The sequence below is a fragment of the Arthrobacter sp. AZCC_0090 genome (genome assembly GCF_014207375.1).
Lineage (GTDB): Bacteria > Actinomycetota > Actinomycetes > Actinomycetales > Micrococcaceae > Arthrobacter.
Window position 1 is genome coordinate 113,013 of record NZ_JACHEE010000001.1, and the last position, 16,854, is coordinate 129,866.

Consider the following 16,854-nt stretch of genomic DNA (forward strand, 5'->3'; position numbering starts at 1 on the left):
GGTCGTCGGATTTATTTTCTATGTGTGTAGAGAATAGCATCGTGTAATCTGAGTCACAACGGTTGTAGAAAAAAGATTTGGGGAACGCGTGCCGAAGATCGTAGACCACGACAAGCGCCGGGTGGAGCTCGTCGAAGCCACCTGGCGGATCATCGCGAAGAGGGGGATCGAGGGTGCAACCATGCGTGAAATTGCGATGGAAGCGGGCTTTGCCAATGGTGCACTCAAGCCTTATTTTCCGACGAAAGATGACCTGCTGACTTTTGCCTTCGCGCACGTTTTCAACCAGACGAACGCCCGCATGGGCAACTCAACTGCGCACCAGCACGGACTGTCGGCGCTGCGCAGCTACTGCCACGAAATCCTGCCGCTCGATGCCGAGAGGCTCAACGAGGCGCGAATAGCCATCGCGTTCTGGCAGCGCGCACTCACGGACCCCGCGAAGGCGGCGTTGCATGATTCCTCGATGGAGCAATGGCGTGAGTCGCTCTTCGCCAGGCTCCGTGAAGCCAGGGACCTGGGCGAGCTGAAGGAGGGGCTGAACGACGACGACATCGTCGGCGGGATCATGACGTTCGCGCTCGGTGCGCAGATCACAGCAACCCTCACCCCCGAGCACCACTCGCCGGATCAGTTGCGGTCCCAACTGGAGGCCTATCTTTCGCTCATTTCAGCCGAAAGGAGCGCACTCGTCCCGACTGCCGGATCGGCGAGCTCCCATGAGGGCGGACGGTTCCTCAGCGGCTGTTAAGTGGGCGCAGAACGGACGTTACGCGGACGCCACCGTGCGGAACCCGCAGTTACCGCTTGAGGAATCGGGGGTATTGGAAGTCCTGGCGGCGACGCGATAGCGGTTGCAGTAGGAATCGTGGCAGAGGTAGGACCCGCCGCGCATGACCCGGCCAGCGCCGATCGTGGGGCCTTGGGGGTTGTGGGCGCGGGAGTTGCGGTAGTACTTGGGCAGGAACCAGTCCGCGCACCATTCCCACACGTTCCCGGCCACTTCGTAGAGTCCGTAGCCGTTGGGCGGGAATGATTTCACGGCGGCGGCGCCCAAATGGCCGTCCTCTTCCGTGTTCAGGGTGGGGAAGGTGCCTTGCCAGATGTTGCAGCGGTGTTCGCCCTCCGGCGTGAGGTCATCGCCCCAGGCGTAGCGTTTTCCGGCGAGCCCGCCCCGGGCGGAGTACTCCCATTCGGCTTCAGTGGGCAGGCGGCGCCCGGCCCAAGCGCAGTAGGCCAAAGCGTCGTGGTGGGAGACATGCACTACCGGGTGCTCCGGCGTCGTGCTCCAGTGCGAATCGGGTCCTGCGGGGTGTGCCCAATCGGCGCCTCGGACGTTCAACCACCACGGCGCCCCGGCAGCGGCGCCGAGGATCTCGCTCTCGGGTGCCTTGACGAGCAGATGGAACACCGCCGAGGTCCCGTACTCCTCCGCTTCTGTCCGGTAGCCGGTGTCCTGGGCGAAGGTGGCGAACATCCGGTTGGTGACCGCGGTCGCATCAATACGGAAGGCGTCGAGGTGCACGTCGTGCACTGGGCCCTCGCCGTCGGCGGGGTATCCCTCGCCAAAGGCGTCTCCCATGGCAAACGCACCGCCCGGAATCAGCACGTCCGCGTGTTGGGCGGGCGAGGCTTCCTGGGGAGTGCCGCGGTTGACGGCGGCTAGCGGAGCCGAGGCCCGCGACGGGGAGCAGCAGCCCGCACCAAGGGGTGAATCCGTTGATTCCATGCGTTTCCTTTACGAGGAACTACGGCTGATCGCCTGAGGGATGGGCCCGGAGGCCGGGCCGGCCGAAGCCCGCCGCGCGCGTGTATTTAGCCTAGCAAAAGCACTCCACTTGTTCCATTGACCACGCATTCCACTTGTGTCATTGACGAAGCATTCCACTTGTGTCATTCTTCTTTTAGGACGTGAGCCACGTCACGATAGTTGGATCGTCATCGGAGAGAACCAATGAAGCTTGAAAACATCCTTTTAGGGGTGCTGCTGGAACACCCTGGCACGGGTTATGACCTGAAAAAATACCTCGACGTGCACGGCCGGTTTCTCCGCTCGAACACGCAGATGAGCCAGGTCTACCGATCGCTCGCCGGGATGGAGAAGCAGGGCTGGGTGACGCACACGGTGGAGCCCCGTCCCGGGGCCCAGGATGCCAAGACCTACCGCGTGACCGGGGAGGGGGCCACCGTCTTCCTCGACTGGCTGACCGGCCCCTACCAGCCGCCATCTCGATTCCAAGACCCAGAGTTCGGCGCGCGCCTGAGCTTTGCCGGGTTCATGAGCGCAGAACAGTTGTTGCGCCTCCTGGATATTGAGATCCATACCCGGCAGGAGGAAATCGCCAGGTACCGCTACCGGGACCGCCGTGAGGACTGGGCGCCGACCATCCCGTTCGATTCCGAATTCGCCGATTCGCTCGGCGAGAGGCTCCACCGCCTCGGCGCCGCGGCGATCGACGCGCACGTCGCTGCCATGATCGAGCTCCGCAAAGACCTCCTCGATGGGAAATTATCGTCGCGTTCCCTCACCGCACTTCCCGGCGATGCCACCCCCGCCGACGTCGCCCGCTGACCGAGCGGGACGACGTCGTCCCAGCTCCTGAAAGGACCATGATGAGGGCCATCATCCTCATGTTCGACAGCCTGAACAGGCACATGCTTTCCCCGTATGCCGACACCATCGTCGAAGCGCCGAACTTCGTCCGTCTCGCCGCGAAGTCGGTCACCTTCGAGAATTTCTACGCCGGATCGATGCCGTGCATGCCCGCGCGCCGCGAGATGCACACTGGCCGCTACAACTTCCTGCACCGTAGCTGGGGCCCGTTGGAGCCGTTCGACGACTCCATGCCCGAGATGCTCGGCAAAGCCGGTGTGCACACACACCTAGCATCCGATCACCCCCACTACTGGGAGGACGGCGGTGCCACGTACCACCCCCGTTACACGACGTGGGAGTTCTTCCGCGGCCAGGAGGGTGACCCCTGGAAGGGCGTTGTCGCCCAGTCAGCGGACGACGGCGGTGCCAGCGACTGGCGCTCGGGCATGAAGCGCCAGGACGTCATCAACCGCAGCTACATGCCCACCGAGGCGGAGCACTCCCAGACCCGCACGGTCGACGCCGGTCTGCACTTCATCGACACCAACCAGGCCGCCGACCAGTGGATGCTCCAGATCGAGCTCTTCGACCCGCACGAGCCCTTCTTCACCCACCCGGCGTTCAAAGCAATGTATCCGCACAACTACGACGGCCCAGGGTTCGACTGGCCCGGCTACCAGAAAGTCACCGAACCTCAGTCCCAAGTGGACCACGCCCGCTACGAATACGCAGCCCTCGTCTCCATGTGCGACAAATCCCTGGGCAGGGTCCTGGATGCGATGGACCAGTACGACATGTGGAAGGACACCCTGCTGCTGGTCAACACCGACCACGGCTTCCTGCTCGGTGAGCACGGATGGTGGGCGAAATCGGTCCAACCGTGGTTCAACGAGCTGGTTCACCTGCCGATGTTCCTGTGGGACCCGCGAACCGCTGGTCGCGACACCCGCCGCGGCGCCCTCGCCCAGACGATCGACATCGCCCCCACGATGCTCCGCTACTTCGGGCTCGAGCCGACGGCGGACATGCAGGGCCGGGATCTCGCCGTCGTCCTCGAAGACGACACCCAAGTGCGTGAAGCCGCGCTCTTCGGAATCCACGGCGGTCACGTCAATGCCACCGATGGCCGCTACGTCTACATGAGAGCGGCAGCTGACGCTTCGAACGCTCCGCTCGAGGACTACACCCTCATGCCTACCCACATGCGCTCCCGGTTTGCTGTCCCGGATCTCTCCGATTGGCAGCCCGCGGACCCTTTCTCTTTCACGAAGGGCCTGCGCACCATGAAAATGCCGGCCACCTCGTTCATGAACTCTTGGGCGCACGGAACCTTGCTGTTCGATCTCAAGACCGATCCGGAACAGAACACCCCCCTCACCGACGACGACACCGAACTGCGAATGTTGCAGCTGCTCGCCGAACTCATGCACGCAAGCGACGCCCCCCGCAGCCAATTCGAACGGCTCGGCATTCCGTTCCACAGCGTCCCCGGGAAGGAACATCTTCAAGTCCGTCGGCAAGCGGCGCGTTCCACGGCCGCCCTGGAGCCCCTCCCGCCGCTAGGGGAGTTCCCCGACGACGGTGCAGCCTTGAATACCCCGATCCTTGAGCTCATGCAGGATCCGCGCTATCGAGACAGCCTTGAACGGCACCTCCCGCAGCTTGTTTCCACCGAACTGATCAACATCCCCGCTCAGCTCACGCTCCACCAACTGGCAAAGGTCAGCCCTATCCCGGTCACCCTGCTGGTCCAACTGGCCGAGGAACTCGCCACAGTCCCCACAGCATGACCCCCCTTCCGCCTGCCAATGTAGACAGGACACCTCATGGCAACCCAAACCGCTAAATCAACTGCATCCGAAGGCTCGACTCAGGCCCATCACGTTCCGCACCGCTGGCGGAACCTGGCCACCCTCACGGGCGTCACCGTCGTCGACAACACCGAAGCAGGACTCAGCGCCACCCTGTTCCCCACGATCGCCGCGGCAATGAAGCTGCAAAGCAGCCACCTCGGCCTTCTCGCTGCCCTTGGAAAGCTCATCGCCGTCCCGGCCGGGCCGGCCTGGGCATGGCTCGCTGGCCGGATCGGCCGTCGCAATGCGCTCATTGCGACAACCCTGACCGGGGGAGGGTTCGGCATCGCTGCCGGTTTCTCCCATGACTTCGCCCAGCTGCTGATCTTCAATACCCTGATGTCGGCGTCCATTATCGGAGGCAGCCCCATCGCCAATGCCATCATCGCCGACTCATTCGACGACTCCCAACGGGGGAAAGCGGCCGGCTACTTCTACGGCTTCATGAGCCTGATCAGCTCTTTCATCGCCCCGGTTATCGCCCTGTTCACGGGCCTGTCGGACGGCTGGCGTTACGGCATGTGGACCATCGGCGGCATCTGCGTTGTCGCTGGCCTCGCCGTCGCCGTACTGCTCCGCGACCCCGGTGTGGGAGCGTCCGAAAAGCAGCTAGCGGACCTCTCCAGCCGCGACCGCGTGATTCCCAAGGTCACCGTGCGGTCAGTGATTTCACTCTTCAAGATCCCCTCTTTCTCCCTGATGATGCTCTCGCGGCTGTTGTCCGGGCACCTGCTGATCGCCATCTTCGGTATCCAATTCCTGGTTGCCGAACGCGGGTTCACGAATGCCGTCGCCGCAGTCGTCCTTGTCCCGTTCGGCATCGGGTACTTTGCCGGCACCGCGGGCGGCGGCTGGTTCGTGGCACTCTTGGACCGTCTCCTGCCTGACAAAGGCCGGATCGCCTACCTCCAGGGCGCGCAGGTGCTCTTCGCTGTGGTTGCCTTCTTCGCTACCCAGTTCCACTATGAGGGCATCTTCATCTACGGCATCTTCTGGGCCATCCTGGGCTTCGCCCAAGGCGCGAACCCGCCCGCAAACCGGCCCATCGTCGCCGCCGTCATTTTGCCCGAACTACGTAACCAAGCCTTCGCGATCTTCCTCACCGTGTTCGAGACCATGGGCTGGGCCGTCTTCTCCCTCGGTGCCGGGGCCCTGGCCTCGACCCTCGGGATCCAGGCGGTGTTCCTCTGGACCCTGGTCATCCTCATGCTCGTCAACGCCGCTGTCCTGACCGGCCTTTACTTTTGCTATCCGCAGGATGTCGCCCGGGTCCGGGACACCCTCGAGAAACGGCGCCAGGAAGCCCTGCGCGAAGGCTGACGCGCCGCCGGCCAACAGCAAAATTACCTTCTAGATAGGAACCCATGATGGAAATGCTCTCCCCGGAACGCCGTTCAGTAGATCAGATTGCCGACCAGCGCCTCGAATCACTCCTGGACCAGTTGAGCCTTGAGGAGAAGGTCAGGTTGCTGACGGGCCGGGATTTTTGGACGACGTGGCCGGTAGAGAAGATCGGGCTGCGGCGGATGCTGTTCTCGGACGGGCCGTCGGGGGTGCGTGGCGAGGTGTGGGATGAGCGGCGGCCCTCCATGAACTTCCCGTCAGCGACCGCCATCAGTTCGTCCTGGGATCCGGCGATCGCGGACCGTCTGGGGGCGGCGTCGGCGGTGGAAGCGCGCCGCAAGGGCGTCGACGTCGTGCTCGGCCCGACCATCAACCTGCACCGTTCCCCGTTGGGCGGCCGGCATTTCGAGTCGTTCAGCGAGGATCCGGTCCTGACCGCGGAACTCGCGGCGGCGTATGTGGCCGGCGTGCAGCGCAACGGGGTGGGTGCCACCCCCAAGCATTATGTTGCCAATGATTCGGAGACGGACCGGTTCACCGTGGATGTCAGGGTGGGGGACCGCGCCCTGCGTGAGCTGTATTTGCTGGCGTTTGAGAAGGCCATTGTCGAATCGAAGGCGTGGCTGGTGATGAGCGCCTATAACTCGATCAACGGCGCCACGGCCACGGAGAACGAGTTGCTGGAGTCCCCGCTGAACAGCGAATGGGACTTCGACGGCGTGGTGATCAGCGACTGGACCGCCGTGCGCAGCGTGGAAAGCGCCAAGCACTCCCAAGATCTGGCCATGCCCGGCCCGGAGGGGCCGTGGGGTTCGGAGCTCGTGCTGGCGGTGAAATGCGGGACGGTTCCCGAGGCCGCGATCGACCGGAAGGTGCTGCGGATCCTGCAGCTCGCCGGACGGGTGGGTGCCTTGGAAGGTTTTGAGCCCGTGGCCGCTGAACCGGTGGACCAGGAGGACCCGGTCGTGTTCGCCCGGGAGGCGTCCGTGGCCGGGACAGTGATGGTGAAGAACGACGGCGTGCTGCCGCTGGCTCCGGCGTCGGTTGCCAGGGTTGCGGTGATCGGACACAATGCCCGCCATGCCCGGACTCAGGGTGGCGGTTCCGCGACCGTGGTTCCGGAGAAGATCGTCACGCCGTTGAACGGGGTCCGTGCTGCGTTCGGCCCGGATAAGGTCAGCTACAGCGTGGGTGCGGTAGTCCAGGAAGGCATTGCCGAACTACCCCTGGAGCAATTGAGGAATCCGGTGACTGGCGGGCCGGGGCTGCGGGTGCGCTTCTTTGCATCCACCGGAACCGAACTCCTCGCCGAGGACCGCCGCTCTACCGCGTTGGTCTGGTTCGGCGGGGACGCTCCGATCGCGGAGTCCTCCATGGTCCAGTTCCACACCCTGTACACCCCCGAGGAGACCGGCATGATCCACCTGGGGTTCTCCACGGTGGGGCATGGCCGGATTTTCGTGGACGGGGTCCTGGCCCGCGAGGCAACCATCGAGGCCACGGGCACGGACCTGGGCGCGGCGTTCCTCGCCCCGCCCTCGGCCTCCGTCCCGATCCGTGCTTCTGCTGGTGTGCCTTTGGAAGTGACGGTGGAACTGGACCTCGCCGGCCGCACCGGGTCCCTGTCCAACGCCCTGGCCGTGACCATCGGGCTCGAAGCGGACGATACAGACCCCGAGGCCCTGATCAAGGACGCCGTTGCGGCGGCCCGGGCGGCCGAGGTCGCCGTCGTCGTGGTCGGCACGAACTCGAGGGTGGAATCCGAAGGCTACGACCGAACCACCCTGGGGCTTCCGGGCCTCCAGGACCGGCTGGTCCGTGCCGTCGCCGCGGCCAACCCGCGCACCGTGGTGGTGGTGAACTCCGGGGCCCCGGTGCTGCTGCCTTGGCGGGACGAAGTGGGCGCGATCCTCATCGGGTACTTCGGTGGCCAGGAATTCGGCACTGCCCTCGCCGACATCCTCACCGGCGCCGCCGAACCCGGCGGGCGGCTCCCCACCACCTGGCCCGCCACGCAGGAAGACGTGCCTGTCCTCAACACCACACCCGACGTCGAGGGAAAGTTGGTGTACGAGGAAGGTGTCCACATCGGCTACCGGGCTTGGCTGAAGGCAGGAGTGAAGCCGGCCTACGAGTTCGGGCACGGACTCGGTTACACCAACTGGACCCTTGACTCCGTTGGCGCTCCCGTTACTGCGGCGCCCGGTGCCGTCGTAGCCCTCCACATGACCCTGTCCAACACCGGCACCCGGCCCGGCAAGCAAGTTGTCCAGGTCTACGCCGAACGGCCCGGCTCTGCTGTCGATCGTCCCGTTCGCTGGCTCGTCGCCTCCGCACCAGTGTGGGCCGAATCCGGCGAAACCGTCACCGCCACCCTGAACGTGCCCACCCGGATGCTCGCCTACTGGGACAACGGCTGGCAATACGAACCCGGGGACTACCGCCTCCACATCGGCACCTCAGTCAGCGAGCTTCCGCTTGCCGTGGACTTGAGGCTCAACGCCTAGCAACCGTTCTTGCCGCCCCACCCTGTCCGCCCTGTTCTGCCGCAAACGCCGTCGATAGACTTAAGAGGCGCCAAGGGACGCAAAGTTGGTTGCGGGAAAGGCAAGATCATGACCGACAGCAGCGGCGTCGAAGACCCCACTGAAGACGAGGAACGCGGAGTTTCCGAGGAGTCGGAGCTCCGGGGCCGGTACGTCGAGGGCAACTACGGGAAGACGGGAACGCAGCCCGGGCGGCACTCGGAAGACGAAGAAGGCCAATATAGCGAAGGCGACTACGGCACCGCCGGAAGCCAAGGGGGTCTGCCCGAGCCTCTCGGTAGGAAAGCCAGAGAGTCTGGGCGCTATGCAAAGGCAGACCTTGGCGACGCGGGAACCGTTCCGGGGCGCACTGCGGCGTCGGAAATCGGCCAGTACGCCGAGGGGGATTACGGCGCGGACGGAACGGTGGGTCCAGTACGCAAATCAGCCGATCGACCAGCGCCACCCGATGAACCAGCGCCACCCGAAGAAGGCGACGCCTGACGGGCGAGTTACGCAGGGCCGGCCGGGGCGACTTCAGCCTTGGCGCGGATGAAGCTGAGATCCTCGGAGGAGAGGCTGACCTGGCTGTGCTGGTCGGAGTCCGGAGTGATGCCGGTTTCCTGGTGGATTATTTCCGCAATGGTGCGCGGCAGGACCACGCATCCGGGGTTGTCGGTGAGCCACCGCTGCGTTTCGGGGGTGAGCCTGTCCCAGTGGTCCCTGATGTTCATCTCCATGGATGACGCCTAACTGAGTGGGTACAGAGAAAGATGCCGGCCGAGGCCGGTGCCGGAAGCGTAATTAGGATACGCCGGGGTAGAGGGGAATGACAGGCCTTTCCGAAGCCGCGCATTTGTGCCCGTGAGGGCAAGTCCGCGGCGGCTTGCGGGTTATGGGCGAATCCGCAAGCCAGTAATTGCGTCCAACTGCGGATGCGCCTAGCGTGATCAGACAAGGAGAGTCGTGGACGGTTAGCCCCGTGGCCTGAAGTGTTGAATTTCCAAGCAAAATAGTTAGCGCTCTAAACGGACGATGAGATGACAACTCCAAGCGAAGGCGTCGGCTTCCGTTCCAAACGGGGCCCGGTACTCATAGCCCTGATGCTGTCGAGCGGCCTCGTCGCAATCGACGCCACCATCGTGGCGACCGCGGTGCCTTCGATTGTGCGCGAAATCGGCGGGTTCGCTTCGTTCCCTTGGCTCTTCTCGGCATACCTCCTTGCGCAGGCGGTGTCGGTTCCGGTTTACGCGAAACTCTCCGACATGGCAGGTCGGAAGCCGATCATTCTGACTGGCATTGGGCTCTTCCTGCTCGGCTCGATCCTCTGTGGTTTGGCGTGGAGCATGCCTACGCTCATCGCGTTCCGCGTCGTGCAGGGCTTGGGTGCCGGCGCGGTCCTGCCCGTTGCCATCACCATCGCCGGAGATATCTATTCGTTAGCAGAGCGCGCGAAGGTGCAAGGCTACCTCGCCAGCGTGTGGGCTGCCTCGTCTGTGGTGGGCCCGACCCTCGGCGGGGTGTTCTCTTCGCTTGGGCTTTGGCGTGGAATCTTCCTCGTCAACATCCCTCTGTGCCTCGTGGCTGCGTGGATGTTGGTTCAAAGGTTCCACGAGAACATCAACCGGATCAAGCACCGGGTCGACTATCTGGGGGCAGCTCTTCTCACGGTCAGTTTGACCCTCGTAATCCTCGGAGCTTTGGAGGGCGGCCAGGCGTGGGCGTGGGGCTCCCCGATCAGCATCGCAGTGTTCGCAGTTGGTTCAATTTTGTTCATTGCTTTCGTCCTGGTCGAAAGGCGAGCAGCCGAACCTGTCCTGCCGCGATGGGTCGTCTCGAGGCGCCTTCTCATCACCACGGCATTGATCTCTTTCGGCGCCGGAGCCATAGTGCTTGGCCTTACCTCGTACGTTCCCACTTTCCTCCAAGGAGCGCTTTCAGTCTCGCCGGTTCTTGCGGGCCTTTCCTTGGCGGCCCTGACAATCGGTTGGCCGATCAGCGCATCACAGTCGGGACGTTTCTACCTTCGAATCGGATTCAGGGCAACAGCCTTGATCGGTATCACGGTCACGCTCATCGGCTCGTTGGTCCTCGCCGTCACGGCCTACACGCCGAACGTTGTGCTGGTTGCCGCCAGCTGTTTTGTCGCCGGGCTCGGACTTGGGCTCCTCGCGACTCCGAGCCTGATCGCTGCCCAGTCAAGTGTCGATTGGAACGAGCGCGGAGTGGTGACTGGCACCAATCTCTTCGCCAGGTCCATCGGCAGTTCTCTCGGTGTCGCCGTCTACGGGGCCGTGGCAAATGCAATCTACGCAGGCAGTCCCGGCGGCGGGAAGAATTCGCAGGCGATCGTATCGGCCTCTGCGGCAGTATTCCTCGCCGTGTTGGTAAGCGCCGCGCTCACCATCGTCGCTGTCCTCGCAATGCCCTCCACGGTCCTTGATGCTACAGCTCCTCAGGGCAAGGCCACAGGGTCGCAGCTCCAAAAAGTGCGGCCACCAAACGTGCAAGAAGGCGGCCCTTAGCTTTGCCTCCTCAGGTGACGTAGTTCTCCGGCTCCTCTGGAGACTGATTTTCTTCGTGGCCACCTGCTTCGTGGCCACCCGTACGGACCACACGGATTTTCGTGGTGCGGGACTCTGACTGTTCGGGGAGCTGAACGCGGATTTCGAGGACGCCGTCCTCATAAGTGGCAAGAATGCCGTCCCCGCTCACCCCACGGGGGAGAGTGATGCTACGGGAGCGTTCACCGTAGCGGAGCTCGCTGCGGTAACCCTTCTTGACTACATGTTCGGCGTTCTCCTCGCGCCGCGCCTGAATGTGCAGGGTGTCGTCGTCGACGCTGATGTCGACGTCCGTCTCGGGGTCGATTCCCGGCAGATCGATTCTGACAACAAGTGTGTCCCCCTCTTGGTATTGCTCGATGCGAAGCGAAGGGTCAGCTTCGCCTTGGAGGAAGCGTCGGACGGGCTCCGGGACTTCGAGTCCGCTGCGTCGGAGAAAGTTGTCCATGATGACCTCCTGATAGGTGCCCATTGCCAGCCAATACGGGCTTGCTGGGATGAGAAAAAAGCTACGCCTAGCGTGCTCGCGTGGATAGCCCCGGGCTCTTTCGGAGTCGGCGCCCATGGATCAACTGCCCAATCTTGACGTCCGGTGTGCTCAGTCGGAAACTGAGCATAGGAGGCGCGCCGTGGGCAATTTACCGTGGATACTCGTGCTAATTATCCCATCACTAGGCTTCATCCTCTTCCTGATTTACGCAAATATTCGGTTGGCGGCCAGGCGGAGAGCTCTTGGGTTGCCCCCACTAGGACTGACTCCAGTTCGTTCGAAGACTCGGCACAGGAAGCATCACAAGTACGTGATCATTCATCGCGTCAAACACTGAGAAGGGCTCCAAGGACCTTCTCAGCGCTTTGGTGCCGGAGGTCCGGCCTGTCTGATGGAACTCGAGATGCCTTGACCGGATGGACCCAACGCGAGCATGCTGGTGCCTGTTCGCTTTGCTCTTTCAGGAAGGCCGACGATGTTCTCTCCCGGCTCTGCATCCCTAACTTTACGCATTCGGCTGGTTTGCTCGGTGGTGATAGCTGCCGTCCTGTTGCTGGTTGCGGTACCGGCGGAGGCAGCCACCCCAGGAAGCGGCAACGACGTGTCCTGGCCCCAATGCGGCAAGACCCTGCCAAAAGGCCAGACGTTCGCCATCGTGGGCGTGAACAATGGCTTGGCCAACACCACGAACCCGTGCCTGGCTGCAGAGCTGACCTGGGCACGTACATCGAAGGGCGGGACGGCTCAGCCGCTGGTTGCCCTTTATGCGAATACCGCCAATCCCGGCGCGGCCGGGTCGTGGTGGCCCACGAGTAACACCTATGGCGGGACCGCAGTGAGCAATCCGTACGGACAATGCACGAGCGGAAGCGTTGATGCCGCCTGCTCCTACATGTACGGGTACGCCAAGGCGTATGACGACGCGAACAGCCGTGGAGTGAGCAACCCCGGCTCTTACACTTGGTGGCTAGATGTCGAGACGGGCAATAGCTGGTCTACGGACCAGACGGCGAACAGGGCGGACCTGGAGGGCATGGTGGCCTACTTCGCGAGCATTGGGACCTCCGCGGGTCTCTACTCCACCGCAGCCCAGTGGAACCAGATCGTCGGGACGGTTCCGTCATCGAGCAGCCTCTACACCTTGGGCAGCTGGCTGCCGGGGGCGAGTTCGCTGGCCTTGGCGAAACGCAAATGTTCCAACGCACCCCTGACCGGCGGTGGCAAGGTCACCCTCACCCAATACGTCTCGGGCGGTTTCGACTACGACACTTCCTGCGTCTGACCCACCAACGCGTGTCAGCTCTGATGGAAGTCCGCGGCCTTCGGAGCGTCGAGCATTCCGGCGACTTTCTCTTCCAGAGCTGCGATGGTCGCTTCGGGAAGGACAATCAGGCCATCCAATTCGCGCCGGGCACGCTTGTAGGCTGTCTGCCGCTCTGCCGGCGTCGCCGCGCTGTCCGAAGCGATTCTGAGCAGCTTCCTGGCGGTGGCGAGCCGCTGACGCTCGGGCCCGGAAAAATTGCTGTCCTTGACGCGTTTGGCTTCCCGCTCGGCTACATCAAACGCCAATTCAAAGCTGCGCACGGCGGCGCGGTATTCCGCCAGCCGGGCCGCCGTCGTCATATCTCCCGGTGCCGCAGGGCGCAAACCGTCTGCCTCCCGTTTGGCCCGAAGGAAGGCCACGGTGAGCGGTTCGCGCACATCTGACATAGCAGGAAAATCAATGAGTTTCCCGACGTCAAGCTCGTAGTCCAGCCATCGCCGGTTCACCGCGTCATGAGCCTCTTGCAGCCGGAGGACTTCCGTTTGGCTGGCCTGCTCGGCCTGCGTCGCCTCGGTCTGGAGCCGGTAGAGTTCCACCCGACGGCGATGCCGCTGTTCGCTGGCCCTGGACCAGGACCGCGCCCATCCGCCAGCCAAGCCGCTCAGGGGAAAGACTAGCCACCAGTAGTGGCTGAGGAAATCGAAGAAGGGGTTCACCGCTTCATCGTCCCACCGGCCCGGACCTGTCTCAAGGGGCCAAAGCCAGGAAGGCGGCGCGCTTGGCGGTGGGTGGAGTTTCCGGGGTGAACAGGCGCTCTCGCCCGTAGAATTTGGGGTTGCGGCGTGCCGTCGTCGTGGTATGGAGACGGTCTGCGAAGCCGCTCATCGAAGGGACGGACTCAGAAAACTAGCGGATCCCCTGGAGCCAGTCCGTCAGGAGAGGCAGGACGACGGAGCTGTGCATCGCGCTGATGTGGTCGTGGCCGGGAAGTACTTGGACATCCCATCCAGCCTCAATGAGGGATTGCTTGTGTAACGCCAGGGGCTCACCGATCTTGACGTGGACACTGCCCCATTCTGGTCCGTATTCGATTCGGTCCTCCGCGCCGGCGAAGGCTAGCCTCGGCAAATCGCGAGGGACCAATGCAGAGGAATCGTCGAAGTCCTGGAGAGCCTCGTAGAGAGTGACGAATTGGCGCGTTTGTGCCTCGTTCGTTTGAACGGGAATCGAATCCCAGTCTCCAGGCTCAACGTCAGAGGCCGGTGAAGGAACCTGATTGGCAGATTGTGCGGCCATCGAGTGTGCTGCCCGGGTGACCGCCAGCATGCTCTCGTAGGGTCCATCGAGGGGCGGGTATCCGCCCATGGCCAATGCCCAGAGGCGGTCGGTGCGGATTGCCAGTTGCAACCCGCAGAGCGCCAGCCAGGAGTAGCCGTAGTAGGCGAAGGCCTCAGCATCAGCGGCATCGGCGATGGCAAGCAGATCAGCCGTGACATTCAAGGGGGAAAGGGTGTCCGGTGCGGGGTGCGCCATCCGATGGCCCTCGTAATCGGCAACGATGACCCGGTGTGATCGTGCGAGTCCTTTGACCAAGTTGGGTCCCAGGTCTGGATCAGCGCCCCACCGGCGCATTGTGTCGGCTTCCTCGGGCAGATAGGGAGTGAGGCGCACTGGGACCATCAGCGCACGCCCGTTCCCCTGGATGGTTATGGGGATCGTCGTGCCGTCGTGAAGAACGGCCCCAGCAGAGTCAATCACGGCTTGCCCTCCTTGTGGGTTCATGGTGATTAAGTTTGCCACTGAACCATCGCTTGCAGGCGTCGGACGAGGCCTGGGCTTGCCGAACTCCATCGACAGTCGCCCGGGCCAGGAATAGCCTTAAGCCGTCCCATTTGACCGACGAGGATGACGGAGGGGTATCCGATATGGGAGCCACAGAAAACGCTGAATTAGTCCGGCAGGGCTACGAGGCATTTAACGCAGGAGATCTGGCGACACTCAGCGAACTGTTCGCGGAGGACGCAGTCTGGTACGCAGCTGGAAGCGGCGTGCTGTCCGGAACGAAGCAAGGACGCGACGCCATCCTCGCCTACTTCGGCGAGCTGGGGGCGCGATCGCAAGGTTCCTTCCAAGCGGCAGTCCAGGACATTGTCGGCGGAGAAAACCATACATTAGCGATTCAGCAAACCCGCGCCGAAAACAACGGGAAGACCCTGGACATCGCAACCGTCATCTCCTTCGTGCTCCGCGATGGAAAGGTCGTCGAGGGCCGGGAGTTCTTCGAGGACACGGCCCAGGCAGACGAGTTCTGGACCTGAATATCGAATGTGGATCTCGCCTATGAAAACTCCTTGACATCCCGGGTGGTGAGGTCTATTGCTTGGCATGTCCACCCGTCCAGACCATTCAAGGAGCAGATATGGAAGCCGCACCATACGGAGTCGTGCACTTCTTCCCAGGAGGCACCAAGGACCAATACGAGGCCTCAATCGCCGTTGTTCACCCAGGAGAAGGCCGCCTGCCCGACGGTCAGACTTTCCATGCCGCAGGCCCGTCAGCTGGTGGTTGGACGATCATGGCCGTCCATGAGTCGAAGGAAAGTTGGGAAAGATTCCGCGACGGCATTCTCATGCCCCGCATGCAGGCGGGCATCGAGGGCGGATTCGAGTCGCCCCCGGAAGAGACCGTCGTCGATCTCTACAAGGTCATGCCCTGACCTATCCAGGAGGCCGCCCCCAGGTCTGGCGGGCGGTCTCCGTCTAATCCCGGCGGAAGTGGAAAGGAAAGAGTCATGGCCGCCACAGTGAACTACTTTGAAGTCGGTTCGCCGGACCCGGATGCCGCGCGGAGCTTCTACGGCCCACTTTTCAACTGGACTTTTGGTGAGTCTTCGCCCGTCGGCTACCAGATGGTGAATGGCGACAAGGGTGGGCTATGGAACACCTCCTCGCTGGACGGGACATCCTGGGCGATCTTCTATGTGCAAGTCGACGACGTGAAGGCCGCGATCGCCCGGGCCGAGTCGCTCGGTGCGAGAGTGGCCCTCCCGTTCGTCGACAACGGCGCCATCGAGTTCGCGCACCTCCTGGACCCACACGGCAACCGTTTCGGTGTGTGGCGTCCAAAACAACCTGGGTGACGGGGAACAGACACCTTCCAGCATCGATGAAAAGGACGAAGCGCAGTGACACTCGATACATTGCCCGTACTCGATTTCTCACGTTTGAATGCCGGACCGGAAGAGGCTGCCCGGTTCCGTGACGAACTGCGCGATGCCATGCATGAAGTTGGTTTTCTCTACCTGGCCGGCCACGGCATCCCCCAGGAGCTGACGGATGCCATTCTCGACGTGTCGCGCCGCTTCTTCGATCTGCCCGAAGAGGAAAAGCTTGCGATCGAGAATATCCATAGTCCCCAGTTTCGCGGCTACACCCGGGTCGGCGGTGAGCTAACTGACGGTGGGGTTGATTGGCGCGAGCAGATCGACATCGGCGTCGAACGTGACGCCGTGGAGCCGGGTCCGGGCGTTGCGGACTATTGGCGCCTGGAAGGGCCTAATCTGTGGCCAGCGGCGCTCCCGGAAATGCAGGGGATCGTCTCAGAATGGACCGAATGGTTGAGTGCCATTTCCCTTACCCTGCTGAGGGCCCTGGCAGTTTCGCTCGGCGCGCCCGAGGACACTTTTGATGCTGCATTCGCCGCACGGGCTTTCCCGGTGCTCAAGATTGTCCGATATCCGGGGGAGTCCAACCCGGAACCCAAACAGGGCGTCGGGTCCCACCGCGATGGAGGCGTGCTGACGCTGCTCCTCGTGGAGCCCGGGAAGGGCGGCCTCCAGGTCGAGTACCAAGGGAAGTGGATCGACGCGCCCCAAGTGCCGGGAACCTTTGTGGTCAACATCGGCGAAATGCTGGAACTGGCCACGAACGGCTACCTCAAGGCAACCCTGCACCGCGTGATCTCGCCTCTTCGAGGCACTGACCGGATATCCCTGCCCTTTTTCTACAATCCTGCGCTGGACGCGAGGATGCCGCAGTTGGCGGTGAGCCCGGAGTTTCAAGCGAAGGCCCGCGGCTTGTCGGTTGACCCGACGAACAGTCCGATTCTTGAAACCTACGGTGACAACGCCCTCCGCTATCGGCTTCGGGCGCACCCGAACGTCGTCGCGGAGCATCACGAGGACCTGCTGACAGGCTGACGGCGCCGGAGGGACTGACG

17 protein-coding genes are annotated in these 16,854 nt (G+C 63.1%); 12 read left to right on the plus strand and 5 right to left on the minus strand.

The window, feature by feature from the left end:
• Positions 1-88 precede the first annotated feature (88 nt).
• Positions 89-751: a TetR/AcrR family transcriptional regulator gene (locus HNP00_RS00540; RefSeq protein ID WP_184734817.1), complete on the plus strand. Its 663-nt coding sequence runs from the start codon at positions 89-91 to the stop codon at positions 749-751.
• 18 nt (positions 752-769) lie between these two features.
• Here the strand turns inward: HNP00_RS00540 and HNP00_RS00545 are convergent, their stop codons facing one another.
• Positions 770-1,729 (minus strand): formylglycine-generating enzyme family protein, encoded by a 960-nt coding sequence (locus HNP00_RS00545; RefSeq protein ID WP_184734819.1) that lies wholly within the window; start codon positions 1,727-1,729, stop codon positions 770-772.
• A gap of 225 nt (positions 1,730-1,954) precedes the next feature.
• On the opposite strand from HNP00_RS00545, the gene HNP00_RS00550 reads away from it, so the two are divergent.
• The 5 genes from HNP00_RS00550 (at position 1,955) to HNP00_RS00570 (ending at position 8,822) form a co-directional block, all read left to right on the plus strand.
• Entirely contained in the window at positions 1,955-2,572 is a 618-nt protein-coding gene (locus HNP00_RS00550) for a PadR family transcriptional regulator (RefSeq protein ID WP_184734821.1), read from the plus strand.
• 41 nt (positions 2,573-2,613) lie between these two features.
• A complete protein-coding gene (locus HNP00_RS00555) occupies positions 2,614-4,386 on the plus strand; it encodes a sulfatase (protein WP_184734823.1) in 1,773 nt (590 codons plus the stop codon).
• 36 nt (positions 4,387-4,422) lie between these two features.
• Positions 4,423-5,769: an MFS transporter gene (locus HNP00_RS00560; protein WP_184734825.1), complete on the plus strand. Its 1,347-nt coding sequence runs from the start codon at positions 4,423-4,425 to the stop codon at positions 5,767-5,769.
• Between the two features lie 44 nt (positions 5,770-5,813).
• Positions 5,814-8,300 (plus strand): glycoside hydrolase family 3 C-terminal domain-containing protein, encoded by a 2,487-nt coding sequence (locus HNP00_RS00565; protein WP_184734827.1) that lies wholly within the window; start codon positions 5,814-5,816, stop codon positions 8,298-8,300.
• A gap of 108 nt (positions 8,301-8,408) precedes the next feature.
• Positions 8,409-8,822, plus strand: a complete 414-nt coding sequence (locus tag HNP00_RS00570) for a hypothetical protein (RefSeq protein ID WP_184734829.1) — start codon at positions 8,409-8,411, stop codon at positions 8,820-8,822.
• An 8-nt stretch (positions 8,823-8,830) separates the two neighbouring features.
• Here HNP00_RS00570 and HNP00_RS00575 read toward each other — a convergent pair whose 3' ends face one another.
• The gene (locus HNP00_RS00575; protein ID WP_260404697.1) at positions 8,831-9,058 is read right to left on the minus strand and encodes a hypothetical protein; all 228 of its coding nucleotides are present in this window, start codon (positions 9,056-9,058) and stop codon (positions 8,831-8,833) included.
• Positions 9,059-9,358: 300 nt separating this feature from the next.
• On the opposite strand from HNP00_RS00575, the gene HNP00_RS00580 reads away from it, so the two are divergent.
• On the plus strand, positions 9,359-10,843 hold the full coding sequence (locus HNP00_RS00580) for an MFS transporter (RefSeq protein ID WP_184734831.1): 1,485 nt from the start codon (positions 9,359-9,361) through the stop codon (positions 10,841-10,843).
• Positions 10,844-10,853: 10 nt separating this feature from the next.
• On the opposite strand, the gene HNP00_RS00585 is transcribed toward HNP00_RS00580, so the two are convergent.
• Positions 10,854-11,330 carry an Hsp20/alpha crystallin family protein gene (locus HNP00_RS00585; protein ID WP_184734833.1) on the minus strand — a complete coding sequence of 159 codons (477 nt, stop codon included), beginning with the start codon at positions 11,328-11,330 and terminating at the stop codon, positions 10,854-10,856.
• 571 nt (positions 11,331-11,901) lie between these two features.
• On the opposite strand from HNP00_RS00585, the gene HNP00_RS00590 reads away from it, so the two are divergent.
• Positions 11,902-12,654 (plus strand): hypothetical protein, encoded by a 753-nt coding sequence (locus tag HNP00_RS00590; protein ID WP_311770457.1) that lies wholly within the window; start codon positions 11,902-11,904, stop codon positions 12,652-12,654.
• 14 nt (positions 12,655-12,668) lie between these two features.
• Here the strand turns inward: HNP00_RS00590 and HNP00_RS00595 are convergent, their stop codons facing one another.
• Together HNP00_RS00595 and HNP00_RS00600 are read right to left on the minus strand one after the other, a co-directional pair.
• Positions 12,669-13,352 (minus strand): hypothetical protein, encoded by a 684-nt coding sequence (locus tag HNP00_RS00595; RefSeq protein ID WP_184734838.1) that lies wholly within the window; start codon positions 13,350-13,352, stop codon positions 12,669-12,671.
• A 190-nt stretch (positions 13,353-13,542) separates the two neighbouring features.
• Positions 13,543-14,394 (minus strand): alpha/beta hydrolase, encoded by an 852-nt coding sequence (locus HNP00_RS00600; RefSeq protein ID WP_260404698.1) that lies wholly within the window; start codon positions 14,392-14,394, stop codon positions 13,543-13,545.
• Positions 14,395-14,561: 167 nt separating this feature from the next.
• Between HNP00_RS00600 and HNP00_RS00605 the strand changes: the two genes are divergently transcribed.
• The 4 genes from HNP00_RS00605 (at position 14,562) to HNP00_RS00620 (ending at position 16,834) form a co-directional block, all read left to right on the plus strand.
• Entirely contained in the window at positions 14,562-14,954 is a 393-nt protein-coding gene (locus HNP00_RS00605; protein WP_184734842.1) for a nuclear transport factor 2 family protein, read from the plus strand.
• A 101-nt stretch (positions 14,955-15,055) separates the two neighbouring features.
• Positions 15,056-15,352, plus strand: a complete 297-nt coding sequence (locus HNP00_RS00610; protein WP_184734844.1) for a hypothetical protein — start codon at positions 15,056-15,058, stop codon at positions 15,350-15,352.
• 75 nt (positions 15,353-15,427) lie between these two features.
• Entirely contained in the window at positions 15,428-15,775 is a 348-nt protein-coding gene (locus HNP00_RS00615; protein ID WP_184734846.1) for a VOC family protein, read from the plus strand.
• 45 nt (positions 15,776-15,820) lie between these two features.
• Positions 15,821-16,834 carry an isopenicillin N synthase family oxygenase gene (locus tag HNP00_RS00620; protein WP_184734848.1) on the plus strand — a complete coding sequence of 338 codons (1,014 nt, stop codon included), beginning with the start codon at positions 15,821-15,823 and terminating at the stop codon, positions 16,832-16,834.
• The last annotated feature ends 20 nt before the right edge of the window (positions 16,835-16,854 follow it).